The organism is Paenibacillus sp. SRL342 (genome assembly GCF_984798905.1).
The window spans coordinates 2,847,781-2,874,500 of sequence record NZ_OZ481790.1; the positions used below are offsets into that span (position 1 = coordinate 2,847,781).

Here is a 26,720-nt window from a genome sequence, read left to right on the forward strand (position 1 = left end):
TGTACATACGGATATTATATGTATCAATATTTTTGAACATTAAAATCTGTCACAATAACGCCGAATAAGGTTTTTATAATGAAATGAGAGGGGTTAACAAATTGCTTAAGAAAAATAGAAAGATGATCATGCTTCTGATTACGGTGATGGTTATGTCCATCTGGTTGGCCGCGTGTGGTACAAAAACGGCAGAGAATGGAGCAGCAGGAGAGAGCGATACAACAACGGAGACAGAGACACAAACAGAATCCGCTACAGAGCGCACATTAACAGATGCAATGGGACACGAGGTTACCATCCCGGCTAATCCGGAGCGCATCATCGCCTCTTATCTGGAAGACCATCTTGTTACACTCGGTGTTAAGCCAGCAGCACAATGGGCCATCAACAACGGCAGTGGTTTGCAGGATTATCTGCAAACCGATCTGAATGGCATACCTGGTATTGCAAGTGATCTACCTTTTGAAGCCATGGCCAGTTTCTCACCAGACCTGATTATTATGGGTTCTGAAAGTACAGTTGAAGGGGAGAAATACGAACAGTACAACAAAATTGCCCCTACTTATGTACTCGGAGATGAGGTCAACAAGGACTCGCGTCAGGCTCTGCTCAAGATCGGCGAGCTTCTGAACAAATCGGATGTAGCGCAGAAGGCGCTTGACGATTATGATGCCAAGGCAAAGGAAATCAAAGAAAAAGTAACTGCTGTTACTGGAGGAACAAAGTCGGCCGCAGCGTTGTGGTTGTTCAATAACAAGTTTTATGTTGTAAGCAACAATGTTTCCAGTGGTGAAGTGATGTACAACGAACTTGGACTTGCAGAGCCTAATGTTGTGAAGGAAGCATCTGCGAAGGCAACGGGTAACTGGTCTGAGATTTCATTGGAGAAGATCGCGGAAATGGACGCAGACTATCTATTCCTGGTGAACAGTGACAAGGGAGCAGGCTCAGAAGCGCTGAAAGATGCCGTATGGCAGAGCATTCCTGCTGTAAAGACAGGTAATGTCTTTGAATTCACCCGGTCCAGTAGCTGGTTGTACAGCGGAGTTCAAGCGAACCTTCAAATTATGGAAGACATTCAGAACAGCATTGTTAAATAAGAAATAGTCGGTATGAAAAAACATGTTCCTACTTCCTGGTGCAATCGCACCAGGGAGTTTTTTTGTTAATTCAGCATTTTACGTTATATAATAAATATGAGTGTGTTATCGTGTCCTGAAGTGAAATTGACACTTGTTACACGAGCATGGAAGGGGATATTTACATATGTATACATTGGATCCACGTGAAATAACGGGAAGAGACAATTATAAACTGATGAGTGGTTCGGTGGTACCACGTCCAATTGCTTTTGTGACGACTCGTTCAGATGAGAATGGTGTAATTAATGCGGCGCCGTTTAGTTTCTTTAATGTGGTTAGTTCGGACCCGCCGCTGTTATCCATATCCATTGCACGTAAAGACGGTATCATGAAAGATACTGCACGTAATGTGCTTGCTCATCAAGAACTGGTCGTGCATATCTGTGATGAAGCAATCATAACAGAAGTCAATGAAACAGCAGCCATACTGGAACCCCACGAAAGTGAGCTTGAGCGGACAAAACTTACTACAGTGCCAAGTACCAAGGTTGCTGTGCCAGGAATTCAGGAAGCACTCATTCGGATGGAGTGTGAGCTGTATCAACACATTCCCATCACGAATGATGAGGGCAAACCCGCGAGCGACTTGCTGCTGGTACGTATTGTACAGTATCATTTCAGCGAACAAGTCTATAATCCTGATAAGGGCTATATCCTGATGGATCATTTGAAACCAGTCAGCCGACTGGCGGGTAATGATTATGCCAAGCTTGGGGAGAGATTCACGATAATTCGACCTGAATAGTTCTTACAGACCGAATTTGTAATATATGAATGGGTTCAATCCGGAAGCAAAGGCGGACAGCACGTGCGAAACTCGCATATGTTGTCCGCCTTTGCTTGTTAATATGAACATAAACAGGACAGGGAGTGAATAGACTTGTACTATATCCTGCATGTCATATGAACCTATTTTATATATAGGTTGTTTAAAAAGCCTGCTTTTGAACACGTACTATAAGGGGGTTAAGCCGATGAACCAGCTTGAGGCAAATACTGGGGCAAGTATTATGGGAATAGGAACGGCATGGCCTGCCCACCGTATTGAGCAAAAGGATGTGTCTGCCCGTCTCGCGCAAGCGCTGGAACATGAGCCGGATGCGAGAAGGTGGGCCAAACGGATCTTTAATCAGTGCGGTGTGGAGACTCGTTATACGTGTGAACCGAATCTGCTTGAGCCTGTTGATTCTTGTCGATATTTACCCTTTACCAATGCGGGTGAGGTTCCGACTACATCCGAGCGTATGGGCAAATACAAAGCCGCTGCTGTTCCACTTGGTCTGGAGGCGGCCGGACAGGCCCTTCAGGATGCAGACGTAATCTCCTCGGAAATTACACATCTCATTACGGTGAGTTGCACGGGGCAATTCCTGCCCGGACTTGATGTTCGGCTGATCCAGCAGCTTGAATTGTCACCGCAGATCAACCGGATTCCACTGGTGTTTCAAGGATGTGCAGCCGGTCTGAAGGCGATCCAACTGGCGAATTCAATCGTAACGACAGATCAGAAAGCTACGGTTCTCATCGTGTGTGTGGAACTATGCACACTTCACTTTCAGCCATCTGCCAAACGGGACGACCTGTATGCCGCATCGTTTTTCGGAGACGGAGCCTCTGCCTGTGTTATTGGTGCATCCGGAACAGACCGCAATGAATGTTTTCGACTGGGCCGAGGGCACTCAACGCTACTCCCGGATTGTGCAGAAGAAATGATCTGGGAAGTGGGCAATACAGGCTTTGATCTCTACCTGTCACCACAGATTCCGAAGCTGCTTGGTTTGCATCTCGGTCCAGAGGTAGAACGGTTGCTGGAGGGGAGCGGTTTACCGGAAATATGGGCGATCCATCCGGGAGGCAGAGGCATCGTGGATGCCATTCAGAAGCTGTATCAGTTGACAGATGAGCAGGTCTCCTACAGCCGAAACATCCTGCGGGATTATGGCAACCTGTCGTCCGTGACGATTCTTTTTGTTCTTCAAGCGATCCGCGAGGATTACAGACAGAAGGAAGAGCATTCCAGTGGGATAGCGCTGGCCTTTGGCCCGGGATTAACAGCAGAGTTACTTCCTTTTACATACATCCCTGCCCCCATAGCGAACAGAACACCTGTGAATCATGGCATTCAATAGTTCACGAACCCGAGTGAAGGAGATATACACCGCAAGTGTATGAACGTGCTTATGATCTTACCCTTGCCAATGAATATAATCGAATGACTAATCTGATCGCAGAGGAGCTAAGGTATGGGTTATCGCAGACTTGCTGCCTTCATCAGCCGATATCCGCGGTTCATTATTCTCTGCTGGGTATTTATCATCGGGATGTCAGCGGTCTGGGCGTGGAAGTTACCTGACATTGTTCAGGATCACGGCTTAAAACGGGTTCACGGGGATGCGCAAGCGGTTGAACTTGTTCTGGAGGACGAATTCGGATCTCCTGCTGATCCGGTTATTCTGGTTTTTGAGAAAAAGGAAAATACCTCACCGTTACAGTTCCGGCAGTGGATCAAGGATCGTTTGACACAGGTCCAAGTGCTGCCTGCAGTAACCTCTATCACGTCCCCTCTGGATGCTAGCGAAAGGTTAACGCTTCAAGACCAAAGGGCATATGCCCTTGTGAAAATGGATGTGCTCGCGCATCAGATGGGTCCTCCGCTGGAGCAGTTGCGCGCCGTACTGGCAACAGACGGTCCAGGTACGGTGCGATTGACGGGAAAGGCAGTCGTCCAGCAGGATGTCAATCATCTGAGCTTTCGTGATCTGGAACGGGCAGAGATGGTGGGACTGCCGATTGCCCTGGTCATTTTGTGTTTTGCATTCAGGGGGCTATATGCCGCGTTGATTGCTGTCATGATGGGGATCAGTGCTGTAATTACCGCTATGGGAGTTACGTCACTCCTTGGTTATCATCTGGAATTGTCCAACTTTATCATTAATGTGATTCCCATGGTGGGCATGGCACTGAGTATAGACTTTGCCCTGATCATCCTGAGCAGGTACAGGGAAGAACTTCAGCACGTCTACGAAGATGAAGGCAAAGCTAACGTTACGGGTAGCAGCCTGGATATGCAGAGCGAGGTTTTGCGGAGTGAGATTCTTCAGCGAACATTGCGTACAGCAGGCAGAGCAGTGTTGTTCTCGGCAGCTTGCGTGCTCCTTGGGCTGCTGGGTCTGCTCTGGATCAGACTGCCGATGTTTCTAAGTGTCTCCTTGGGGGCCATTATTGTTCTGCTCCTGTCGCTACTGTTAAATGTTACGCTGCTGCCAGCTCTCCTGTCACTGTCTGCGGATCGGGTATTCAGGCGAAAGTTAGTCCATTGGTTACCCAGACGCTCGGTCTGGCATCGATGGTCAGCAATGGTCATGAAACGACCCGTCAGTATGGCCATTGGAGGTACGGTTGTGCTTCTCCTGTGTGTTTATCCAGTAACCCGGCTGGAACTGTCCGTCCCGGATGCCTCTTCACTGCCAGAGAGAATGGACTCCCGCCAGGCAGCAGAGCAGTTGCAACATGATTTGGGGCAAAAGAATACCTCCGCCATCGAGATCGTGATTGGCGGACAGCAGGAACTGTTGACTGCCTCTCACTGGCATTTGGCCCACAATAAAGCCCGTCAACTACTGCAGGACTCAGGCGTATTGAGCATTGTTTCACCATGGGGCCTATTACAGCCGAATCAAACTGGCTCGCAAAGCCTTTTTCAAATTCCACCGTCGGCATTAACTCCTTCCATAGAAGGCAAGGAGTCAGCAAGGACGGCATGGCTGCGTTCAACGGTCTCTGATCACTCCATACGGTTGATAGCCAACGTGTACGGGGAGCCCGGGTCGGAGCAGGTCGCAGACTGGCTGGAACAAATGAGGAATAGCGATCATGCACCAGGTTCCAACAACGTAAAACTACGTTATGGTGGGGAAGCTGCCAAGCAGTATGAAATAATGCAGGAAGTCACAAGTCAACTGCCCAAAGTGCTGGTATTTGTAGTGGTCACCAATTATCTTGTGTTACTGGCGGCATTCCGATCGATGCTCATTCCAATCAAGGCAATTGTGATGAATCTGCTCAGCTTAGCCGCTTCATTTGGCATATTGGTGTGGGTGTTCAATGAAGGACATCTAGGTATGGAGCCGTCAGCTATTGCCATTATGATTCCTGTATTCATTGCAGGACTGGTGTTTGGCATATCCATGGATTATGGTGTGTTTATGCTGAGCCGTATTCAGGAAGTGTATAGACGAACCGGAGACAGTGATGTGGCTGTCCAACAGGGATTGGCTTCCACTGGCCGTCTGGTTACCTCCGCAGCGGCAATTCTGCTTGCGGTGACCGTGCCGTTTGCTTTTGCCGAAGTTGCAGGTGTGAGGCAGTTAGGGATCGGAATCACGGCAGCGGTGTTGATTGACGTTACATTAATCCGTCTAATACTGGTACCAGCATTGATGAAATTAATGGGCAGGTGGAACTGGTGGCTGCCAGGTCAGACGAAATGAAGGGTATTTCCGTAACCTGTCTTCAGGTTGGAGATATCCTTTTTTTGGCTAGAAATCATGTGATTCCATTCAAAACAGGCAAACATGTTCAATTCATGGGTGACCTAGATGTTCTATAATGGATGGGATTAATTCCATACAACAGTCTTTTATCTACGTTATCTTATGAAAAACAGGAGGGACACAGGCCCATGTCTGATATTGAAGCCTATCTACAACAACAAACGAATCTTCGTGGTCGTTCCGCGTATCATGCAGATCAACCCCTGGAGTTATGGTGCAGTCAGTTACGTACTCGTGTGAAAGAGCGGCTGGGCGGTTTTCCAACGATGGCGGCCACACTGAATCCTGTCTTACTGGAGCGCATTACATGTGACGGATATATTCGGGAGCGGATTGAAATCACGACCTATGCAGGACTTCGCATGCCTGTATATTTATTAATTCCGGGTGATGGAAGCGTTACTGATACAAAGAGACCTGCTATTGTTGCTTGTCATGGGCATGGCTACGGTAGCCGAGAGATATCGGGCATGGAACCGGATGGATCGCCACGGACAGGAGAGCCCGGATTACACAAGGACTTTGCAGTAGCTCTTGTGAAGCGTGGATATGTGGTTGCGGCTCCAGAGCTGCTCGGATTTGGTGATCGAAGATTGGAAGAGGACCGCGATGCGCCACCAGGGGTAAGCTCCTGCACGAAGATTGCTGCGCATCTGCTCATGGTGGGGAAGACCCTCGCCGGTCATAGGGTGTATGAAACAACACGTGTATTGGATTATGTATTGACCCGGCCAGAAGTGGATTCGGAGCGAATTGGAAGCATGGGTATCTCGGGTGGTGGGTTGGTGACCGCATTTACAGCCGCGTTGGATGAACGGTTCAGGGCAACTGTAGTAAGTGGTTATGCAAGTACATTCCAGGGCAGCATACTGGATCGGAACCATTGTCTGGACAACTATGTGCCAGGTATCCTGCGTGAAGCGGAGTTGCCGGATCTCATCGGCCTGATTGTGCCTAGGCCACTTTTTGTTGAAGCCGGAAGTGATGATCAGGTGTTCCCAATCCATGCAGCGAGAGAGGCGTATGCCCGTTTGACACACATATATGAGCAGGCGGGAGCATCAGAATCACTGGATGCGGATTTCTTTACAGGTGGACATGAGATTAGCGGTGCGAAGGCTTATGACTGGCTTGATCAAGTGCTGTGAAGCTGAGGCTTATTACCATCTATATAAGTTGAACTAATCATTTACACGATAACGGAGAAGATAGAAAAAACCTGAAAAAGCGAAGCGTTCGCCTTTATCACCGGATTTTCCCTTGAGAAAAGGAAATCGAAAAATCTGGGATAACAGCGATTGGAAGGTTATTCTGTCTTCGTAGTATATTCGAGAGGAGAATTCAGTGATGAAATGGTCAATATCAGTAAAGCTTCTGCTCTGTTTTGTTCTGTTTGCGAGTACAATGGGCATCGGTTTGGGAAGCAGTGGAGGGCAAGTCGCCGAAGCGGCAACGGACAATTACAGATTTGATTTTGGTTCGGGTGCTGTTGAGAGCGGTTACACAGGCGTGTCCGCAGGAGATGCCTATACGCCTACGAAAGGTTATGGCTTCAACACACCTGCACAGATGAGGAATGTGTCTGCCTCAGGAAGCGGGGTTAAGAGTGACGCTGTGCAGTTTCTGACTTACGGCACCAAGAGCACCAATACCTTCAATGTGAATCTGTCCAATGGCCTATATGAAGTTAAAGTGATCCTGGGTAACACCTCCAGAGCGAGTGTAGCTGCAGAAGGTGTGTACCAGATTATTAATATGACGGGCAACGGGGCAACGGACCAATTTCAAGTTCCGGTGACTGACGGGCAATTAAACCTCCTGGTTACGGAAGGAAAGACAGGCACCGCCTTCACACTTAGTGCACTTGAAATCCGGAAGTTATCCAATCAGACCGTTACCAACCGCACAATCTACATTGGTGGTGACTCAACAGTCTGCAATTACTATCCGCTGGGTAGCAGTGTACAAGGAGGTTGGGGACAGCTGTTTCCGTCCTATGTGAACAATTCCACCTTCCAGGTTCGAAATATGGCGGCAAGTGGTCAATTTGCGAGAGGTTTCCGCGATGATGGTCAGATGGAAGCGATTCTGAAGTATATCAAGCCGGGAGATTATTTTATTTTGCAATTCGGAATTAACGATACCAATGCCAAGAATAATACAACGGAGGCACAGTTCAAGGAAATTATGCGGGATATGGTGCGTCAGGCGAAGAACAAAGGAGCAACGGTGATCCTCTCCACGCCTCAGGGCCGGGCAACAGACTTTAATACAGCCAATGTACATCAAGCGGAGAACCGCTGGTACAATCAATCCACACGTGCACTTGCTCAGGAAGAGGGAGTCACCCTTGTTGAACTGAACAAGCTGAGTTCTGCCTATTTCACGTCTATTGGTCCTGCTGCAACACTTGCTCTGTATATGACAGGGGATAGTCTGCATCCGAATCGTCAAGGGGCTGCGGAGCTTGCACGTATTGTGGCTGCGGATCTGAGAAGACAGGGACTGAATGGATTCTGACTTTACTACTTAAACAGTCTGCATAATCACGGCTGATAGGATCCGTGTATGCAAAATAAAAAAAATACCCCCGAGAACAACCCGCGAAACGGGCGGCTGATCCTCGGGGTTATTTGTTATGCCCAGGCTGGGGATTACTCCATCATATCCTTGGCTTCATGGTTCACTTTTTTCCCTTTTAACAAGGGTTCCAATTCATCTTGTACGCTCTGCTCCCACAGGGGTACATCAGTGCGATAGGCGGCCCGTCCGTTCAGATGTCCGGCGACCGGAGCCGTGATGAATACAAACAGGATACCTAACAACAAGCGGGCACTGATATAGTTATCGAAATACCAGAAGTAGAAAAATGTAGCGCTTAATACACAGAACACTCCGAGTGTCATACTTTTGGTTGCGGCATGGGCACGTAGATATACATCAGGCAGACGAATAAGTCCAAATGCGCTGAGTGCACTGAGTAGTGCACCGAGCAGTACGAGTAGACCTATAGCGGTTTCAGTGGCTACTTTAACGATCTCCATCATTTTTGAATACCGCCCCCCGTTCGATATAACGTGCAAATGCCACTGTACTTAGAAAAGCCAAAATGCCAATCAGCAAGATAATATCCAGATAGGCTTGGGTTTGCAGCATCATCGACAGAACGGCAACGATGGCAATCACATTGATACCGATGGTATCCAGTGCCGTGATCCGGTCAGCCATGGATGGTCCCCGAAGCACCCTGTACAAGCAACCCAGAATGGCTAAGGAGAGAATGAGCAATGAGATGAACAACAGCGAGGATAACATTAACGCGTCACCTCCATAATTGCTTTTTCGAATGTATTTTGGATATCATCTCTCATTTTCTGTTCATCCTTGATATCCAGTGCATGAATAAACAGTTTGCGTTGGTTACCCGAGATCTCAAGCGGCAGAGAACCTGGTGTCAATGAGATGAGTAAGCAGAGCAGAGTAACTTCCCAATCCGAGGACAATTGAGTTTTATACGTAAAAATACCGGGCCTTATATCTAACTTTGGCTTGATAATCTGGCGTATAACCTCAATGCTGGCTCGCACCAGTTCCTTGAACAGCAGTGTAATCAGTTTGAAGATGGCCCAGACTCGAACAACATAGAAGCGCTGGGGGAAGAATCTGCGCATCCCCCCGATGAGAAGCAGTCCGAGCAGGTAACCTATGAGAAAACCAACACCATTCCAGGCATTGTTCAGAAACATCCATACAAAAGCAATGATAAGATTCAGTACAATCTGAAAGGCCATAGACATCTACTCCTTCAATACGGCATCAATATAAATATTGGGATGCAGTAGAATATCGCCTGCGCGGGAGGTCAATTGGAACATGCCTTCAGCCCCCACACCCATTACGATGATGAATACAAACAGAATTCCGGCAGGAATCAGAAGGCCGTTCACCGCGTAAGGGCGTCTTGTAACCCCGGCAGGTGGTTCGCCCCAGAACGCTTGTATGAAGATGCGTAGTACCGAATATAACATCAATAAGCTCGAAAGCACCGCAATGCCGGTAAGACCATACAGGCCTGCCTGCAAGCCTCCTTCAAAGAGAAGCAACTTCCCTGGAAATCCACTAAATGGCGGCAAACCTGCCAAGGCAAGTGCGCTGATGAAGAACATCCAGCCGAGCAGCGGATAGCGATGGATCAGCCCGCCCATGTTATCGAGTTTGGATGTTCCGGCAACAGCGATCAAGGCACCGCCGAGCAGGAAGAGCAATGTTTTGATCAACATATCATGCAGCATATAGAAGAGCAGACCTTCCAGTGCAGGGCGACTGGCCGAGGCCATACCAAAAGCGACAAACCCTACACCTGCGACCACGTTGTAGATGAGAATCTTGTTTACATCGCGGTATGAGATCGCACCGATGACACCAAGGACCATCGTTGCACCAGCCATCCATCCGATCAGTGCATGGAAGAAATCCGGATCATGATAGAAGATCAGTGTGAATGTTCGCACAATCGCGTACAAGCCAACCTTGGTTAGCAATCCTGCGAACAATGCAGTGACGACAGCAGGTGGTGCCGCATAAGAGCCCGACAGCCAGAAGAACAGGAACAGTCCGGCCTTGATGCTAAATACGATCAGAAAAAGTACGGCAATCAGGGTAATGACCCCACTTTGTCCCACTTCAGCAATCTTTACCGACAAGTCTGCCATGTTCAGTGTGCCAGTAATGGAGTAGAGGAAGCCGATGGAAGCGACAAACAGTGCTGAAGAAACGATGTTAATCAGGACATATTTGATCGTTTCCCGAAGCTGTCTTTCCGTACCTCCCAATACGATCAGTGCATAAGAAGAGATGAGCATCAGTTCAAAGCTGACAAACAAATTGAACAAATCTCCGGTTAAGAATGAACCGTTAACTCCTGCGATCAGAAAATGAAAGAACGGATAAAAGTGATGCTCTTCCCGCTCCTTGTTCACACTGCGGAACGCATACAGCAGACACGCCAGTGCAATGATGGAAGCGGCAACGACAAGTAGCGCCGAGACCATGTCTGCAACAAGCACAATACCATAGGGAGGTGCCCATCCACCCATATTAAGCGTTAGAACTCCAGTCTGAGCTACCCGCGTAATGAGTATCGTTGAGACCGCTGCTGTAAACAAAAGTCCAATGACACTAATGATCCGCTGGATATTTATTTTTCGGAAAAATAGCAGGGCCAGAACACCTGTAATCAAAGGCAACAGAATGGGCAGAACGACGAGATTATTCATATGGGCGCCCCCTTACTTCTTCCATATCGTCTGTTTTCAGCTTCAGATAAGAACGATAGGAGAGAACAAAGAAGAACGCAGTGAGTCCAAAATTAATAACAATCGAAGTGAGTATCAAAGCCTGAGGAAGAGGATCGACATAACGTTCAGCCATCTCCCCAAGCAGTGGTGGTGCCCCGGTTTTGAGACGTGACATGGTGATCAAGAGCAGATGCACGCCATGGGTTAGTATGGACATGCCTAGTACGATACGGAGCAGGCTCCGCGACAAGATTAAAAAGACGGCAACCGCAAACAGAATGCCAACGGCTACACACATCAATATTTCCATATCAGCGATCCTCCCCGATCTGTAGAATGATGGTCATGGTGACACCCAGGACAGCGAGATACACGCCAAGATCAAATAGCATGGCCGTGGCGAGTTCTGTCTCTCCCAGCAAAGGAAGTTCGAAATAGCCGAAGGTTTGACTTAGGAACGGGACTCCGAATATAAATGAACCCGCACCTGTAAGTAAGGCTATACCCAATCCGATTCCTGTTAGAATACGGAAGTCAACCGGTAACGCTTTGCGTATCGTATCTGTACTGAATGCCAGAGCAATCAATACGAGTGCTGCCGCTGTTACCAAGCCGCCGATGAAACCTCCGCCCGGATTGTGGTGACCTGCAAAGAAGAGGTGCATGGCAAACGTCAGTATGATGAACACAACGACTTTGGTGGTCGTTTGCAGCAATACATCATTACTCTGCAAGGGGACGGTATCCCACGAGGATGAGCTGCGTTCCCGGTTACCATACTTTTTCGTATTGTCCGCTTCATCATCCAGAGCAGGTTCGGAATCCTGTATCTCGTCCTTCTTACGGAACTTCAAGCGGGCTCCGAGGTCTTTCGCTTCGAGGTTCAGATTAATCATGGAGTAGATGGATAATGAAGCAACGCCAAGCACCATAATCTCCAATAACGTATCGAAGCCACGGAAATCTACCAGCAACACGTTCACGACATTTTTACCACCAGCCGAGTCATAAGCTTCCTGAAGGAAAAAGGTAGAAATGCTGTCCAGTGATGCTGTTCCGCTTGCGGCCAGTGCAACAAAAGTCATCACGATTCCGACTGCAATCGCTACGATCATATTTACCGTGAGATAACTGCGGCTTGATTTGCCACGTTGAAGCTCAGGCAGATGGTAGAAGCATAGCAGGAACAATGCAACGGACACCGTCTCAACAATCATCTGTGTCAACGCCAGATCCGGCGCCCGGAAAAGTACAAACAGCAGCGTTACGAGGTAACCAACTGCTCCGGTCATAATGACTGCCGACAGTCTGTTCTTGGCAAAAGGAATCGAAACTGCAGCACCGATGAGCGTGACTAGCAGTACCACCTCATAGAATGAGTAAGGTGCATTGCCCTGCAGATTCCAGGTAATATTTTCACCTGAACGGAAGAAGGCATAGACCAGCAACGCGACCGTGAATGAGAAAATGTAAACGAGATAATTACGAACCGAGCCATTCATATAGGCTTCCGTCCATTTGCGTGCATAATGCTGGAGATTATCCAGTACGACATGGTACATATTGTTAATCGTTAATCCTTGTGGATAGTGCTCATAAATATTCCTCCATCGTGGCAACAGCTTGTAGAGAGTGATTCCGAGAATCACAACTCCGATCGTCATAATCAGTTCCGGAGTCCATCCATGCCACAGGGAGAAATGTACATCGAAGCGCTCATTCCCATTCAAGAGGGATGGGAGCACAGCGGCCATTGCCGGTTCAATCAGTGAACCGGCCAGCAGATTCGGGAAGAGTCCGAATACAATGACAAGAACACCTAGAACAACAGGCGGAATGAGCATGCCAGCGGGCGCTTCGTGCAGCTTCTCGGCAGGGATCTCGCTTTGGCTACGACCGAGGAATGTTTTGAACACGATAATAAGCGCATAGATCAGGGTAAACACACTTGCAAGCCAAGCGAATACCGGCAATAGAATACTCCCTGACCCAAGTCCAAAGATTCGTAGATGCGTGACTTCGACCATTGCCTGGAAGAATAACTCCTTGCTCAGGAATCCGTTGAACGGCGGAATACCCGCCATGGCAAGTGAACCGATCAATGCCACGGTGAATGTAATTGGCATGAATGAAGCAAGTCCACCGAGCTTTCGAATGTCACGTGTACCCGTTTCATGATCGACAATGCCTACGACCATAAACAGAGCGGCCTTGAAGGTCGCATGGTTAAACAGGTGAAGCAGCGCAGCGGTTATTGCCACGGTATACATCGCAGAGGATTCGCCATATCCGAAGTAGAGAGCAGCAGATCCAACCCCTAAGAGGGACATGATCAGACCAAGTTGAGAGATGGTTGAATAGGCGAGAATCGCTTTGAGATCGTTTTTTTTCACCGCCAGGAATGATCCATAACACAAAGTCAGAAGACCAACGCCGGTAACGAGCCAGAACCAGAGTCCCTGTCCACCGAAGATTGGTGTAAACCGGGCTACAACGTACAGTCCGGCCTTAACCATGGTGGCTGAGTGAAGATAGGCACTAACAGGTGTCGGAGCTTCCATGGCATCCGGCAGCCAGATATGAAATGGGAACTGAGCTGACTTGGTGAAAGCTCCAATCAGGATCAAGACAAGTGCGGGTAGAAATAATGCGCTCTCCTGAAACTGACCCAATCCTGTAATGGTTGCACGAATACTGAATGTTCCGGTAATGAGATACATCATCATGAATCCGGTAAGCATGGCGAAACCACCAAATACCGTAATCAGGAATGATTTTTGTGCTCCTGAAGTCGAGGCTTTACGTTTGTAATGGAATGCAATCAACAGGAATGACGTAATACTGGTCAATTCCCAGAATCCGTAGAGCACGATCATATTATCAGACAGCACCACGCCCAACATGGCTCCCATGAACATCAACAGATACAGGTAGAAACGGTTCAGCGCTTCTTTCATATCCATGTAGAAGATGGAGTAGAGAACAACGAGGACACCGATTCCGGTGATTAGCAGTGTCAACATGAGGCTCAGACCGTCCAGATACAGATTAAATCCAATGTCCAGTGAAGGAATCCACGGGATATTTCCAGATACGGTATTGCGCTGTGACACAGCGGGTATGAGACTCGCAAAGTATACAAATAATAGTGCCGGGACAAGGAGAACCGGCCATCCCAAATGTTTTTTACGGAAGAAACGATGCAGCATGGCAAGAAAAATGCCAGCGGCAAAAGGCAAAATAACAGCAACATGAAGCAGGCTCAACATTACACCCCCAATGTTTAGTATTTCGATTACTCTCTCTGTGACATACAGGCGCATGATCCTTTGAAGGATATGCTTGCTCTCTATATTCATAACCCAAGTATGTATATACAGAATCGTGTCTATTCTTTGAATGGAAGAAACACGGTGAAGATTTCAGTATAATATTATATGGGCATGTATAATAAAAAAACATACAAGTTCCGATAAATATGAAAACGATTAGGTGACATTCCGTGTACTCTTTGCAGCATAGTTATGTTGAAAGGCAAGATGGTTTCACCGTGTAATGGAGGAAGTAATGTCATTCAAAATTAGAACTGTGCTTACAGTCATCTTTGCTGTGTTATCCTTGCTTGTTACCCTGACGATTGGGTCTATTTTTAGCCAAAAGTCATTTGTTGCTGTAGAGACTGAGATTGGTCACTCGCTTACAGGCACGGCCTCACAGGCTTCGGACAAGCTGGATCGATTCATGTCCGCTCGCGCGGGTGAACTGGACCTGCTGGGCCAAATGGCTTCGTTGGAAGATGGATTCCAACCTGATGAGATTCAGATGCTGCTGGATCAGTTACAAGATAGCTTTCCCTCATTCTCATGGGTTGGATTCATGGACCCGAAGGGAAAAGTGTTAGCTGCCACGGATGGTATCTTGCTTGGGGAAAATTTATCAGAGCGACCTGTGTATCAGGAGGGAATAAAGGGTAAATTCATTGGAGATGTGCATAATGCAGTACTTCTTGCCAAGCTGCTTCCGAATCCAACGGGAGAGCCGCTGCAATTTGTCGATATCAGTTTTCCGCTGAAGGATAGCAAAGGAATGATTCAAGGTGTGCTCGCTGCACATTTAAGCTGGGAATGGGCGAAGGAAGTCGAGGAATCCGTACTTGCCCCATTGAAAAGGGAAGAAAAAGACATTGAGTTTTTTATCGTGAGCAAAAAGGAACATACCGTGTTGCTGGGGCCGAAGGAATGGGTCGGTAAACCGTTGGTATTGCCTGGTATCGAAGAGGCCCGGCACAACAAAAGCAGTTGGTCCATTGAAAAGTGGCCTGACGGTAATGAATATGTGACAGGGTTTGCCTACAGCCAGGGCCATCTGGATTATCCCGGATTAGGCTGGACCGTAGTCATTCGTCAAGTCAAGTCGTCTGCTTTTGCTTCTGTGTTTGATCTGATGTGGTTTAATGTGTGGACTGGACTCGCCGTTACTGTGCTGTTTGCACTGATTGGCTGGTTTGTCTCACGTCTGATCTCTGCCCCCCTTGTGCGTCTTACCAGAGTAGCCAATCGACTGCGTGCAGGGGAAGAGCTTGAGATTCCTGCGATTAAGGGAATTAAGGAGATTGAAGTGTTGTCCCGTTCGCTTCGGGATATGCTGACCTCTCTTATGAATAAAGACTCAGAGCTGGTCGTGATGCAGAATCTGGCGCATTTTGATCAGCTGACTAGACTGCCGAATCGGACTGCCCTTGAAGTGTATCTGGAGGAGTCTCTGGAGACCGAAAGTGAAAATCACACGTTGACTTTTCTCTATCTGGATCTCGATGGATTCAAACGGGTCAACGATACACTTGGACATCAGACTGGAGATGTGCTGCTACAGAAAGTGGCCCAGCGACTGTCTGCTCTTGGTCAAGTGAAGGGGATAACCGTCCGATTGGGCGGAGATGAATTCCTGATTGTACTTCAGTCTGTTGGAAGTCATCCGAGGGAAGAAGCCATGGCTTATGCAGAAGCCATCATTCAAAGTCTGAACAAGCCGTTTATTATCGAATACGAGCGAATTCGAATTGGATGTAGCATTGGAGGTGCTGAATATCCAACCAACAGCGACAACCCAAGTGAGATTATTCGGATGGCGGACGAAGCTCTGTATGAGTCCAAACGTTCAGGCAAGAACAGAATGACATTTTATTCCGAGTTGAAGCAGGACCATTAGCGTATAATAACATTAGCTGGGTTATCCCAATCATCTTTGTGCGAATGTACGTATAAACAAGGAGGGGTGAAATGTCTGGAAAATATACAACTGTACCTTATGGTTATGAGCCACCTGCGGCCAGCCGCAAAGGCACACTGACTTTTTATGACTCGTTTGAACATGTAACTAATGAGCAACTCGAGCGTGCCGCTTCAACAGTGGATACCCGTTCATTCGTACAACTTGTGCTGTATCCTTTACACGAGAGTACGTTTAAGCGCATGAGCAAGGAACCGATACGGGCATATTACAAAAGAGAAGACCGCCTGCATGATTGGCGGCGGGAACATCCAACTTCTCGTATACGTGTGGAGGGGCTTGAGGGCAAGAGAAAGAAATATACACCTGTGGATAGCGCGCTGCGCCATATCACTGCGGAATATCCAGCCCCTCACTTTCTTTATTTGACGATAGAGATGGCAAATATGTTTGCTTCATTTGATTCCTTCAAGGATTGGATCAAAGAGCTGCGTCTCATCATTGACGGATCGTCCGAATACCTGCATCCTGGACTGGAGCAAAATCGTCATCGCTGGGAATGGGCGGAATGAAAACATAGACGTATGAAGAAGATTGGCCTGCTGATCGTATTCAGACCCAAAAAAAGTTGTGTTGTACAAACCGGAACTTCGGTGTACAGCACAACTTTTTTATTTATAGTTTCTCTGACAAGGATGAAGTCAGATCAAGTGATGTTACGGTTTTGTTTTTACCTGTTCGTTTGGCTGCATACAGACAGGCATCCACTTCCTCGAACAGTTTGTCTTTGGTTAGATTAGGACTGTAGCTTTTGAGACCGATACTCACCGTGACGGAAGCTCCTTCAAGTTCAAGATGGCCCATCAGGGCAATCTTCTGACGAATCTGTTCCACCAAGGCATAGGCCTGCTTGAAAGATTGCTCAAATATCAATAAGGCGAACTCTTCGCCCCCGTACCGTGCTGCAATATCACTTGAGGTAATGGTTTCCTGAATGATCAGGGACACTTTCTCCAAAATGATGTCTCCAACCCGATGACCAAAGGTATCATTAATGGATTTGAAGTCATCAATATCGATCAGGGCCAGGTGCAGACTCATGCCACTGTTGGCATACTCAAATGCTTTTTCATAATAATCCTTGAATGAGCTTTGATTATAAAGGTTGGTTAAACCGTCTGTTTTGGACTGTTTGGTCATAATGGCATTTCGCACAATAAGGTCCTGCTTGGCAAGCATGCTGGCCTCAAGATCATCGAGCACCTCAACGCCGCTGGTTACGATAACCTGTGCTACATATGTGCCTAAGATTAGAAAAGCAGGAATGGATACCATGTCAAATGAAGAAAGGTAGGATCGGTAGGCAGGGTCGAACAGAACGAGAAGGTAACCAATCATCTGCATCAGGAAAACAATCCAGACTCTCTTTTTGCTGAAGAACAGAACTGAAGCGAAGATGGGCAACAGACAGATTGCTAATATAATCCGAATGTCATAATTGACATAAATAATCGTCCAAGCGATAACCGTGCTGGCTATAGACATGGTGTAAAAGGAATATGAGCTGGAGCGCCGATCAACCCAACTTGCGAACAAAATGCATGAACTGCTGACGGCCGTAGGCCAGAACAGGACATTTATCAAGAAATCTGTAGGTGTGCGATCATACTCCAGATACAGGAAACAGCCAATCTGAATGGCGAAATGTGCAATAATAACAACCCAGTAGGCATGGAGCATTTTTTGAATCCATTTGGAATGTTTGAACTCGTATTCTGTTGGAATATGACTATTGTGAGTATCGAAACCTTTCATATATCACCGCTGACTGCATCATAATGGTACGACAGAATTACTCTCGTATAAGATGATTATAAATCACAATGAACAAAACGCAAATGTATTTAACTGTTCTATGAAAACAAGACTCACAGAAGTTTCGCGTTGTCACAAACTTTTTATGGAGGACAAACAAAACTCAATGATACACTCATAGACTATATAACATGGCTCCGATCCATATGTAGGAAATCATTGATGAAGGGGAGGTGATCTTCATTCCTCTTGTCGTTCGTTCAACCGTTAATGCTACGGGAGCAATTACATTTACAGGAAATACGCTTGGACTGAGTCGTTCGGAAACAGCAGGGGTACCCGGAACACAGGACAGTATTGGAGGTTTTACCACAACCAACACCAGCCTCCAGTACGGCATCTATCCATTGGGAACGACAAGTCTGTATCAGAGCAACAGTTCAGCAGCCATTCTTACACTGCCTGCTGGAAGTACCGTTCTATATGCAGAATTGATCTGGGGCGGCAGTTACATCAATGGTACAGTCAATCTGAGTGCTGCCATCAACAATCCAGTTACGTTTATTACTCCCGCAGGGACAGCCAGTATTACTCCTGACCCAGCTACTTATAATCAGTTTGATCTGGGGAACGGCGCTGCCGGCTATGTGCGTTCAGCCAATGTTACTTCACTTGTACAAAATGGGGGAGCCGGTACATACACCACTGGAGCAGTGGTAGGGACTATTGTCATCACTAATGATTCTACAGCCAATCATGCAGGCTGGACACTTGGAGTCATTTATCAGAATCCCAGTCTGCCCTTTCGCAACATGTCCTTGCGTGCAGGTGGGGTACTGGTTCAAGCCAACTCTGGACCAGTTGTTACCACACTGACTGGATTTGCTACGCCAATCTCTGGTGCATTGGGAGGAAGAATACTGTTTAGTGCGCAGGAGGGCGACGCGAACCGGACCGGTGACCAGGCATTATTCGGGCCAACCTCAGCTACATCGGTTGCTTTGTCCGGGCCCAATAATCTAGCTGCGAACTTTTTTGCTTCTCAGATTAACGGAGATACCGGAGCGCTTAATACAACAGGAACGTTTGGGACACGAAATCAGATTAACGGAGCTCCAGGTACCAATATTATCGGTGGACGTCAAGGCTGGGATATTACCAATGTGGATGTTTCAGCAAGACTGATCAATAACCAGTCATCTGCGGTGTTGACATTAACGACCTCGGGGGATGCCTACATTGTCAACGCCAATGCGATTCAAGTTGATATTAATGCGCCCAAGATCACATTGGCTAAGGCAACGGTCGCCGCCGGTGCAGTTGCCGGGGATAGTATTCTATATTCGGTTACCGTTACCAATGCAGGCACTGCGAGTGCGGCCAGTGTTGTTTTATCCGATTCACTTCCTGCAGGTCTTACCTTTATTCCAGGCAGTGTCACGGTTGCAGGTATATCCCGTCCAACACTTGATGTGACGGCAGGCATTCCACTGGGTTCGTTAACTTTATCCAGCAGTGTCGTTGTAACCTATCGAGCACGCATCGGTCAGGATGCAAGTATCCTGCAACTGGTGAATTCGGCCAATGCAGCCTTTACATTTCAAAGTGTAGCAGGGGGGCCGGTCATTACCGGAGTTATTCCGTCCAATAACTCCACCCTTACTGTTTATTCGCCAAACCTGTCCATTGTGAAATCGGCGAGTACCACCAATGCCACGGTGGGTGACCAGGTAACCTATACACTCCAGGTGAACAACGGAGGGAATGTTGCGGCCAACGTTACATTGAGGGATAACATTCCAAGTGGCAGCTCATATGTAGCAGGTAGCTTTCGTCTGAATGGAAATGTGATTGCTGGCGCCAATCCGGTTACCGGGGTTAATCTGGGTAGCCTGGCGGCAGGAAGTACCAATACGGTGACGTTTCAGGTACTTGTAACAAGCTTGCCGACACCGCCGACTCTTGTGGATCAGGCGACGGCTTCTTATTCCTTCAATTCACCTGATGGTCGGACGGTCACGGGAAACATCGCCTCGAATACCTTAACAATCCCGGTAACATTGCCCAATGTGACCACGGTAAAATCAGCATCCGTTACCGATGTTGCTGTCGGGGAGACCTTCACGTACACCGTAGTTACTACCAACAGCGGTATTCAGGTGATTAACAATGTGGTACTTACAGATGCGCTCCCTGCCGGAGCAACATTTGTTTCCGGCAGTGCAACCGTAAGGGGAACTGTCGTACCGTCTGCGAATCCGAGCAGTGGCATCTCTATTGGGACATTGGATGCAGGAAGTTCTGCAACGGTGACATTTCAAGTGAATGTGCAGTCTCTGCCTGCTTCAGGTTCATTAGTCAATCGAGCGGTAGTGTCCTATAGCTCTGGTTCGTTCACGGGCATTTCCAACTCCAATACCATTACAACCCCTGTCTACCAAGCCGTTGTCGGTATCAACAAGTCGGCAAGCCAAACCAATGCGACACTGGGGGATCAGATTGCATACACACTTGCGGTCACGAACAGTGGAAACATAACGACTCAAGTGAATGTGACCGATACCATTCCAGCGGGGCTGACGTTTGTCCCGGATTCGGTAACCGTGAATGGTACTGCACGTCCTGGAGCCAGCCCGTTAACCGGAATAACACTGGGCAGCCTCCTGCCGGGAGTTACAGCTACGGTGGTGTTTCGCGTTACACTCACCACACTTCCGACTCCCCCAACACTGGAGAATCAAGGGACTGCAAGTTATACGTACCAGCTTCCAAGTGGACGGAATCTCTCCGGCAGCAGCTTATCCAATATCGTTCGTATACCTGCATCGGCTCCCAATGTTTCTATTAGTAAAACAGTAAACACACCGGATGCGACAGTAGGAGATGTGCTTACGTATACCGTTGTTGCAACAAACGCAGGAATTAGTGCAGTACAAAATCTGGTGATTTCGGATGCACCATCCGGCTCTGAATTTGTCCCGGGTAGTGTCACGATTAATGGATCTGCTGTTACCACCGCAAGTCCCGTTGCGGGAATCGCAGTGGGTACATTAAATAGCTCAAGCAGTGTAACTGTGACCTATCAGACCCGAGTGAGTTCTGTTCCATCCACGGGTTTGGTTAGTAACCGGGCCAATGCAGCATTTACATCAGGCAGTTTTAATGGTGTTTCTTCTTCCATATCAGTAAATACCCCCATATTTCTGCCAGTGATCCAAGTGGTGAAGTCAGCAAGTACAACAAGTTTGACGGTCGGCGATACGTTTAATTACACCATCCAAATTAACAATACAGGTAATATAGCTGCAACGGTTACCTTGACAGATCCCATTCCAGCTGGAGCAGTATTCAGCACAAATAGTGTCATTATTAATGGCGTACCTACACCTGGGGTCGGCCCGGAGTCGGGAATCAGTCTAGGGGAGATTGCTGCGGGTTCAGGTGCAACGGTCACCTTTGTTGCGACGGTTACCAGTTTGCCAGATGCAAGGCAGTTAATTAATCAGGCGGTTGCTTCATTTGCCTACACGCTTCCAAGTGGGAGAACGGTTGCCGGTCTCTCGTCATCAAACACCATCACTATTCCAGTGTCTCTGCCCAATGTTACGATTGTTAACAGTGACAATGTAGAGTACGGCGTAGTCGGGGATGTCATTCGATACACATCTGTTATTCGTAATAACGGCACAGTAGCTGTTAATAATGTGGTATATGTCAATCCTCTTCCTTCGAATACCCCATTTGTACCCGGAAGTGTCATTGTGAACGGGACTTCGTTCCCGCTCTCCAATCCGACCGCCGGCATTCCAATCGGTACGTTGGCTCCAGGAGCCGAGGTTACCGTAACTTTTGAGGTGACGATTACCATGCCGATTCCTTCGCAGATTAACAATCAGTCGACGGTCAGCTTCACATCCGGTTCATTTTCAGGGTCATCATCGTCCAATACCACTCAGACTCCGGTCATACAACCGCAGATTTCACTTGTCAAAACAACAAATACCGTAAATGCAACTGTAGGTGATACAGTTGTATACACGGTAACGGTCAGCAATGCTGGCAATCTGGAAGCAAATGTTACTCTCACAGACAACATTCCTTCTGCGACTACTTTTGTACCCAACAGTGTGGTTGTATCCGGTGTGCCAGAGCCGGGAGTAACACCAGGAACAGGTATTCCAGTAGGTATTGTAGCAGCGGGGGCGACGGCTGTTGTCACGTTTGCCGTTGTTGTGGATTCACTTCCATCTCCGCAGCAACTTAGCAATTTTGCTACATCATCCTTTACATTTACACCCCCAGATGGGCGGACGTTAACTGGCTCAGCCACATCGAATACACTCACGTTCCCGGTCTCGTCACCAAACGTCGCTGTTGTCAAAAGCACAGCTTCCACTGCGGCAACTGTAGGCGATACGGTGACCTATTCCATTCTGGTGACCAACAGCGGAATTGCACCGGTGAACAATATTCAGTTTTCGGACCCGATTCCAGCCGGAGCCTCCTTTGTTACAGGGAGTGTCACAGTGAATGGGGTTGCGCAACCTGGAGCCAATCCGGCAGGTGGAGTATCCCTTGGGACATTGGGGCCCGGAACGTCCGCGACGGTCACGTTCAGTATCCGTGTCGACGTGATCCCGCCAAGTGATCAGTTGAGCAATCGCTCTACGGTCAGTTTTACCTCAGGTACGTTCTCAAGCACAACATTCTCTAATACCGTGGTCACTCCGGTGTACCAGCCTATTCTTTTAGCACAAAAAACAGCCAGTACACAAAATGCTACCGTTGGGGATACGGTCAGCTACACGATAACCTTGAGCAATCAGGGAAACTATGGAGCCCAGATTAACCTGACAGATAACCTTCCAGCCGGAACCATCCTTGTTCCAAATAGCGTTATTGTGAACGGTCAACCACTGCCAGCAGGAAATCCGGCAACGGGCATCCCCGCAGGCAATGTGGCTCCCGGAGCTACGACCACCATTACCTTTTCAGTGGTTGTTGATACGCTGCCAAGTCCGCAACAACTGGTGAATCAGGCTACGGTAGCTCTATCATATACATTGCCGGATGGGCGGAACATCACGGAGTCTGTTCTATCCAATGTGCTGACTATTACTGTATCGGCACCAGATGTCGATGTCGTCAAATCAACAACTTCGACGGCGGTATCTGTTGGTGATGTCGTAACGTATAGCATCGCGGTAACCAATAACGGAATCGCAACGGTGAACAATGTGGTTTTCACGGATGCAGTGCCGACAAGTACCGTTCTTGCGCCAACCGGCGTGTTTGTCGATGGTGTTCTGCGCCCTGGAGCCAATCCTTCTACGGGAATAACACTGGGTTCCATCGCACCTGGCGTTACGGTAACCGTTGTATTTAGTGTGCAGGTTACGGCGCTCCCGGCGAGTGCAGTGTTAAACAATCAGTCCACGGTCAGCTTTACATCAGGGGCTTTCTCAGCGACCACATTTTCCAACACAGTTACAACTCCGGTCTATCAACCTATTCTGGCTGCAGTCAAAACGGGAGATCAGACAGTAGCCACAGTGGGGGATACCGTTGTGTACAGCATCGCCATTTCCAATACCGGGAACTATGGGGCATCTGTCACTTTAACGGATACCATTCCGGCAGGAACAGAGCTTGTTCCAAATAGCGTTATTATTAACGGGGCTTCTGCGCCAGGTGCAGATCCAGCTTCGGGTATTCCGCTTGGTGTCGTTTCCACAACAACTCTAGTTACCTTCTCCGTGGTGATTGTGACTTTACCTTTGAGCCAGTCCATTACCAATCAGGCTTCTGCGACATTTTCGTATACCTTACCTGATGGAAGAACACTTGGAGGCACGATTACGTCCAACGCACTCAACATTCAAGTATCTGCTCCGAATGTGAGTGTAGTCAAGACGGCTTCGGTAGTTGATGCCGTGGTAGGCGACACGATTGTATATGAAATGGTTGTGACCAATGAAGGAATTGACCCGGTAAACAACATTGTGATCACCGATCCGATTAACCTAGCCACCACATTTGTTACAGGCAGTGTTCTGGTGGACGGCGTCCCACGTGCCTTGGCCAACCCTGCGCTGGGCATAGCCCTTGGTAGTTTAGCCCCTGGAGCATCGATAGCGGTATCGTATGCAGTGCGGGTCAATACACTGCCAACACCACCGGAAGTAAGCAGTCAGTCTTCCGTAAGTTTCACATCGGGTGTTTTCTCGGGAGCAGCGTATTCCAATACGGTTGTAACACCAATCTATCAGCCGATTATTGACTTAACCAAAACAGGGAGCACTTCCAATGCAACGATTGGTGACACCATCACGTATTCTTTTGCCATTATTAATAGTGGGAATCTTGCTGCTAATTTGACATTAATCGACAGTATACCGAACGGAGCGGTGCTGCTTCCCAACAGTGTTCTGATTGATGGTGTTCCACAGCCAGGTGCCAATCCGGAGACGGGCATCGTTGTGGGTACTATACCGTCCGGAGGTACGGTTACTGTAACGGTTACCCTCGAAGTGACTGTAGATTCGTTACCGCAGGATCAGCAACTGGTTAACCAGGCGGTGGCCAACTATACATTTAGCCCACCCGATGGCCGTCTGTTGACGGGGACCGTATCTTCGAATGTTCTGGTTATCCCTGTATCTGCACCAAATGTTGTTGTTGCCAAAAGCACAAGTGCCATTGATGCAGTTGTTGGTGATGTAATCACCTATACTGTTGTAGTAACCAATAGCGGCATTGAAGTGGTGAATAATGTGGTCATGGTTGACCCGGTACCTGTCGGTACAGTATTTGTGCCAGGAAGTGTTACGGTGGATGGTGTGCCAAGACCAACAGGCAATCCGAATACAGGCATCACGCTTGGTTCGATTGCTGCGGGTGCTTCCGTTACGGTTACATTCAGAGTAGAGGTTGTGGTGATATGAGCCAATCTTCCGGTCCGTTGTCCCATTGGCTAAAGAATCAGTCCCTGGTTCGATTCAGCTCGGGTGCGACTGAACTGGAACAGGTATCCTATTCGAATACAGTTGTAACACCGTGGATCGGCCCCAGGCTTGAAGTCAGAAAAGTCTGCAATGTCACAGAGGCTGCCTTGGGGCAGTCTCTTATCTACCTTGTTGAAATTGTTAACACCGGAAATCTTACGGCCCTAGTGCACCTATTGGATCAGCTATCTGCAGAGACGGCACTGCTTCCCAACAGTGTATTGCGTGATGGTATTCCATTACCGGGAGCATCACCGGAGAGAGGATTGCCTCCAGCTGAAATCGCGCCGGGAGCCACGTTGCGATACCACTTCCAAGTTGTAATCTTGCGTTTACCTGAGGCACTGAAGCTGCTGAATCAGGCACAGGTTAACTATGAGTTTTTGACACCGGAAGGCAGAACGGTTACGGGTATGGAACAATCCAATATCGTGGAGGTCAATCTGGTCTCATCCCGGCTGGAGATATCCTTGCAGGCGGATCACATCTATACCTTCTCCGGGGATATTGTCATGTACACCGTCATCGTGAGCAATCCGGGTTTTATTGCAGCTACGAATGCCCAAGTAACGATTTCTTTGCCACGAGGTATTGTTTTTATACCTGCCAGTGTCATCGTAGATGAAATGTTTGCGCCACAAGTAACGCCTGATACGGGCATACAACTTGGAGAGATTTTGCCTGGAAGCTCAATTAGGATCCAATATCGGGTTCAGGTTATGGCGGGAAGCGATGCGAACGGAATATCAAGTGTAGCTGCACTGACGTATATCTCGGCAGGGCAGCAGGAAACGGTCTACTCCAATCAGGTTACCCTGGAAGTGATACAGCCCCAGGTCTCTGTGCTGAAAAGTGTACTCCCGCTAACGGCCACATTGGGTGATGCCGTCCAATATAATATTACCGTCTCCAATGCAAGCAGTTATGCGGTGGATGGAACTCTCCTCGATGTACTGCCAACAGGTGTGACATTTATCGAAGGCAGTCTGGGCTGGAATGGGGTTAAACGTCCCGGATCCAATTTGGCTAAAGGGCTTAATCTGGGGACGTTGACAGCACGGTCGGTTCTGAATATTCAGTTCGAAGCGAAACTTCCAGATCGAGATGAATCGATGCCTGATGACTACAGGTATGTGAATCATGCTAGCCTGATGTATACATTTCGGTTGCCGGATTCACGGTCAGTGCAGCGGATGATTACATCCAATGAAGCTGTGGTTGAATTAAAAGCCCCGATAATTCAGGCTTATGTTCAAGTGACACCCACTTTGGTCGAGCAGGGAGGTACGGTCACTTTTCAGGTACGTGTGGGGAATACGGGCAATTTGCCGGCACGTGTACAACTTGGGAGTATTCTACCTGAGGGTGCCAGATGGCTTGGGCAAGCTACGGGTGAGATCCAATTGAGCTTACCAGAGTATTCCACACCACGGGTTCTGCATGTGGGTGTGATTGAGCCTGGAACGGAAAAGAACATCTCCTATGTAGCGAAGTTAGCTTCTGAGAAGACGGGTACGCTCCAAGGAGCCTTGATTGCCAGGTACACGTATGAATGGAATGGACAAAAACGGGCTGGCGAAACCCGTTCGAATGAGTACAGCATCATTGTGGAGTATGGAGAAGAATAGGAGGTATCACGGTTAACGGTAACTTGCCTGAGGAATTTGCTCATTCTGGATG

General features: G+C 48.1%; 17 protein-coding genes. 10 read left to right on the top strand and 7 right to left on the bottom strand.

Annotation, left to right across the window (positions count from 1 at the left end):
* Positions 1 to 101 precede the first annotated feature (101 nt).
* The 6 genes from AC4E8D_RS13195 to AC4E8D_RS13220 all read left to right on the top strand — a co-directional run bounded on the left by AC4E8D_RS13195 (position 102) and on the right by AC4E8D_RS13220 (position 8,215).
* Positions 102 to 1,100 (top strand): ABC transporter substrate-binding protein, encoded by a 999-nt coding sequence (locus AC4E8D_RS13195; RefSeq protein WP_221824906.1) that lies wholly within the window; start codon positions 102 to 104, stop codon positions 1,098 to 1,100.
* 166 nt (positions 1,101 to 1,266) lie between these two features.
* Positions 1,267 to 1,887 (top strand): flavin reductase family protein, encoded by a 621-nt coding sequence (locus AC4E8D_RS13200; RefSeq protein WP_221824905.1) that lies wholly within the window; start codon positions 1,267 to 1,269, stop codon positions 1,885 to 1,887.
* Between the two features lie 229 nt (positions 1,888 to 2,116).
* Positions 2,117 to 3,271 carry a type III polyketide synthase gene (locus AC4E8D_RS13205; protein WP_490206302.1) on the top strand — a complete coding sequence of 385 codons (1,155 nt, stop codon included), beginning with the start codon at positions 2,117 to 2,119 and terminating at the stop codon, positions 3,269 to 3,271.
* Positions 3,272 to 3,385: 114 nt separating this feature from the next.
* Positions 3,386 to 5,632 carry an MMPL family transporter gene (locus tag AC4E8D_RS13210; RefSeq protein ID WP_449004440.1) on the top strand — a complete coding sequence of 749 codons (2,247 nt, stop codon included), beginning with the start codon at positions 3,386 to 3,388 and terminating at the stop codon, positions 5,630 to 5,632.
* Positions 5,633 to 5,823: 191 nt separating this feature from the next.
* The gene (locus AC4E8D_RS13215; RefSeq protein WP_339184483.1) at positions 5,824 to 6,843 is read left to right on the top strand and encodes a dienelactone hydrolase family protein; all 1,020 of its coding nucleotides are present in this window, start codon (positions 5,824 to 5,826) and stop codon (positions 6,841 to 6,843) included.
* A gap of 256 nt (positions 6,844 to 7,099) precedes the next feature.
* Positions 7,100 to 8,215, top strand: coding sequence for a rhamnogalacturonan acetylesterase (locus AC4E8D_RS13220; protein WP_339185387.1), 1,116 nt, complete (start codon positions 7,100 to 7,102; stop codon positions 8,213 to 8,215).
* A gap of 134 nt (positions 8,216 to 8,349) precedes the next feature.
* On the opposite strand, the gene mnhG is transcribed toward AC4E8D_RS13220, so the two are convergent.
* From mnhG to AC4E8D_RS13250, 6 genes are read right to left on the bottom strand one after another with little or no spacing between them, the layout of a single operon-like run.
* Positions 8,350 to 8,742 (bottom strand): monovalent cation/H(+) antiporter subunit G, encoded by a 393-nt coding sequence (gene mnhG / locus AC4E8D_RS13225; RefSeq protein ID WP_221824897.1) that lies wholly within the window; start codon positions 8,740 to 8,742, stop codon positions 8,350 to 8,352.
* Positions 8,726 to 9,010, bottom strand: coding sequence for a Na(+)/H(+) antiporter subunit F1 (locus AC4E8D_RS13230; protein ID WP_017688855.1), 285 nt, complete (start codon positions 9,008 to 9,010; stop codon positions 8,726 to 8,728). The genes mnhG and AC4E8D_RS13230 overlap by 17 nt, the downstream gene beginning before the upstream one ends.
* A complete protein-coding gene (locus AC4E8D_RS13235; RefSeq protein WP_047842677.1) occupies positions 9,010 to 9,486 on the bottom strand; it encodes a Na+/H+ antiporter subunit E in 477 nt (158 codons plus the stop codon). The genes AC4E8D_RS13230 and AC4E8D_RS13235 overlap by 1 nt, the downstream gene beginning before the upstream one ends.
* 6 nt (positions 9,487 to 9,492) lie before the next feature.
* On the bottom strand, positions 9,493 to 10,971 hold the full coding sequence (locus AC4E8D_RS13240) for a Na+/H+ antiporter subunit D (protein ID WP_221824895.1): 1,479 nt from the start codon (positions 10,969 to 10,971) through the stop codon (positions 9,493 to 9,495).
* Positions 10,964 to 11,302: a Na(+)/H(+) antiporter subunit C gene (locus tag AC4E8D_RS13245; RefSeq protein ID WP_036670645.1), complete on the bottom strand. Its 339-nt coding sequence runs from the start codon at positions 11,300 to 11,302 to the stop codon at positions 10,964 to 10,966. Before AC4E8D_RS13245 ends, AC4E8D_RS13240 begins: the two co-directional genes overlap by 8 nt.
* A gap of 1 nt (position 11,303) precedes the next feature.
* Positions 11,304 to 14,258 carry a Na+/H+ antiporter subunit A gene (locus AC4E8D_RS13250; RefSeq protein ID WP_490206486.1) on the bottom strand — a complete coding sequence of 985 codons (2,955 nt, stop codon included), beginning with the start codon at positions 14,256 to 14,258 and terminating at the stop codon, positions 11,304 to 11,306.
* A gap of 289 nt (positions 14,259 to 14,547) precedes the next feature.
* On the opposite strand from AC4E8D_RS13250, the gene AC4E8D_RS13255 reads away from it, so the two are divergent.
* Positions 14,548 to 16,200 carry a GGDEF domain-containing protein gene (locus AC4E8D_RS13255; RefSeq protein ID WP_490206303.1) on the top strand — a complete coding sequence of 551 codons (1,653 nt, stop codon included), beginning with the start codon at positions 14,548 to 14,550 and terminating at the stop codon, positions 16,198 to 16,200.
* Positions 16,201 to 16,271: 71 nt separating this feature from the next.
* On the top strand, positions 16,272 to 16,793 hold the full coding sequence (locus AC4E8D_RS13260) for a hypothetical protein (RefSeq protein WP_221824890.1): 522 nt from the start codon (positions 16,272 to 16,274) through the stop codon (positions 16,791 to 16,793).
* A gap of 103 nt (positions 16,794 to 16,896) precedes the next feature.
* Here AC4E8D_RS13260 and AC4E8D_RS13265 read toward each other — a convergent pair whose 3' ends face one another.
* On the bottom strand, positions 16,897 to 18,036 hold the full coding sequence (locus AC4E8D_RS13265) for a GGDEF domain-containing protein (protein WP_221824887.1): 1,140 nt from the start codon (positions 18,034 to 18,036) through the stop codon (positions 16,897 to 16,899).
* A gap of 233 nt (positions 18,037 to 18,269) precedes the next feature.
* On the opposite strand from AC4E8D_RS13265, the gene AC4E8D_RS13270 reads away from it, so the two are divergent.
* Together AC4E8D_RS13270 and AC4E8D_RS13275 are read left to right on the top strand one after the other, a co-directional pair.
* Positions 18,270 to 24,980 (top strand): DUF7507 domain-containing protein, encoded by a 6,711-nt coding sequence (locus AC4E8D_RS13270; protein ID WP_490206304.1) that lies wholly within the window; start codon positions 18,270 to 18,272, stop codon positions 24,978 to 24,980.
* Entirely contained in the window at positions 24,977 to 26,668 is a 1,692-nt protein-coding gene (locus AC4E8D_RS13275; protein ID WP_490206305.1) for a hypothetical protein, read from the top strand. The genes AC4E8D_RS13270 and AC4E8D_RS13275 overlap by 4 nt, the downstream gene beginning before the upstream one ends.
* Positions 26,669 to 26,720: the final 52 nt, after the last annotated feature.

What these genes read in the sequence shown, in the direction of transcription:
- AC4E8D_RS13200 (WP_221824905.1), top strand. Translation starts at nt 1,267, where the DNA reads ATGTATACATTGGATCCACGTGAAATAACGGGAAGAGACAATTATAAA.
- AC4E8D_RS13205 (WP_490206302.1), top strand. Translation starts at nt 2,117, where the DNA reads ATGAACCAGCTTGAGGCAAATACTGGGGCAAGTATTATGGGAATAGGA.
- AC4E8D_RS13210 (WP_449004440.1), top strand. Translation starts at nt 3,386, where the DNA reads ATGGGTTATCGCAGACTTGCTGCCTTCATCAGCCGATATCCGCGGTTC.
- AC4E8D_RS13215 (WP_339184483.1), top strand. Translation starts at nt 5,824, where the DNA reads ATGTCTGATATTGAAGCCTATCTACAACAACAAACGAATCTTCGTGGT.
- AC4E8D_RS13220 (WP_339185387.1), top strand. Translation starts at nt 7,100, where the DNA reads ATGGGCATCGGTTTGGGAAGCAGTGGAGGGCAAGTCGCCGAAGCGGCA.
- mnhG (WP_221824897.1), bottom strand. Translation starts at nt 8,742, where the DNA reads ATGATGGAGATCGTTAAAGTAGCCACTGAAACCGCTATAGGTCTACTC.
- AC4E8D_RS13230 (WP_017688855.1), bottom strand. Translation starts at nt 9,010, where the DNA reads ATGTTATCCTCGCTGTTGTTCATCTCATTGCTCATTCTCTCCTTAGCC.
- AC4E8D_RS13235 (WP_047842677.1), bottom strand. Translation starts at nt 9,486, where the DNA reads ATGGCCTTTCAGATTGTACTGAATCTTATCATTGCTTTTGTATGGATG.
- AC4E8D_RS13240 (WP_221824895.1), bottom strand. Translation starts at nt 10,971, where the DNA reads ATGAATAATCTCGTCGTTCTGCCCATTCTGTTGCCTTTGATTACAGGT.
- AC4E8D_RS13245 (WP_036670645.1), bottom strand. Translation starts at nt 11,302, where the DNA reads ATGGAAATATTGATGTGTGTAGCCGTTGGCATTCTGTTTGCGGTTGCC.
- AC4E8D_RS13255 (WP_490206303.1), top strand. Translation starts at nt 14,548, where the DNA reads ATGGAGGAAGTAATGTCATTCAAAATTAGAACTGTGCTTACAGTCATC.
- AC4E8D_RS13260 (WP_221824890.1), top strand. Translation starts at nt 16,272, where the DNA reads ATGTCTGGAAAATATACAACTGTACCTTATGGTTATGAGCCACCTGCG.
- AC4E8D_RS13265 (WP_221824887.1), bottom strand. Translation starts at nt 18,036, where the DNA reads ATGAAAGGTTTCGATACTCACAATAGTCATATTCCAACAGAATACGAG.
- AC4E8D_RS13275 (WP_490206305.1), top strand. Translation starts at nt 24,977, where the DNA reads ATGAGCCAATCTTCCGGTCCGTTGTCCCATTGGCTAAAGAATCAGTCC.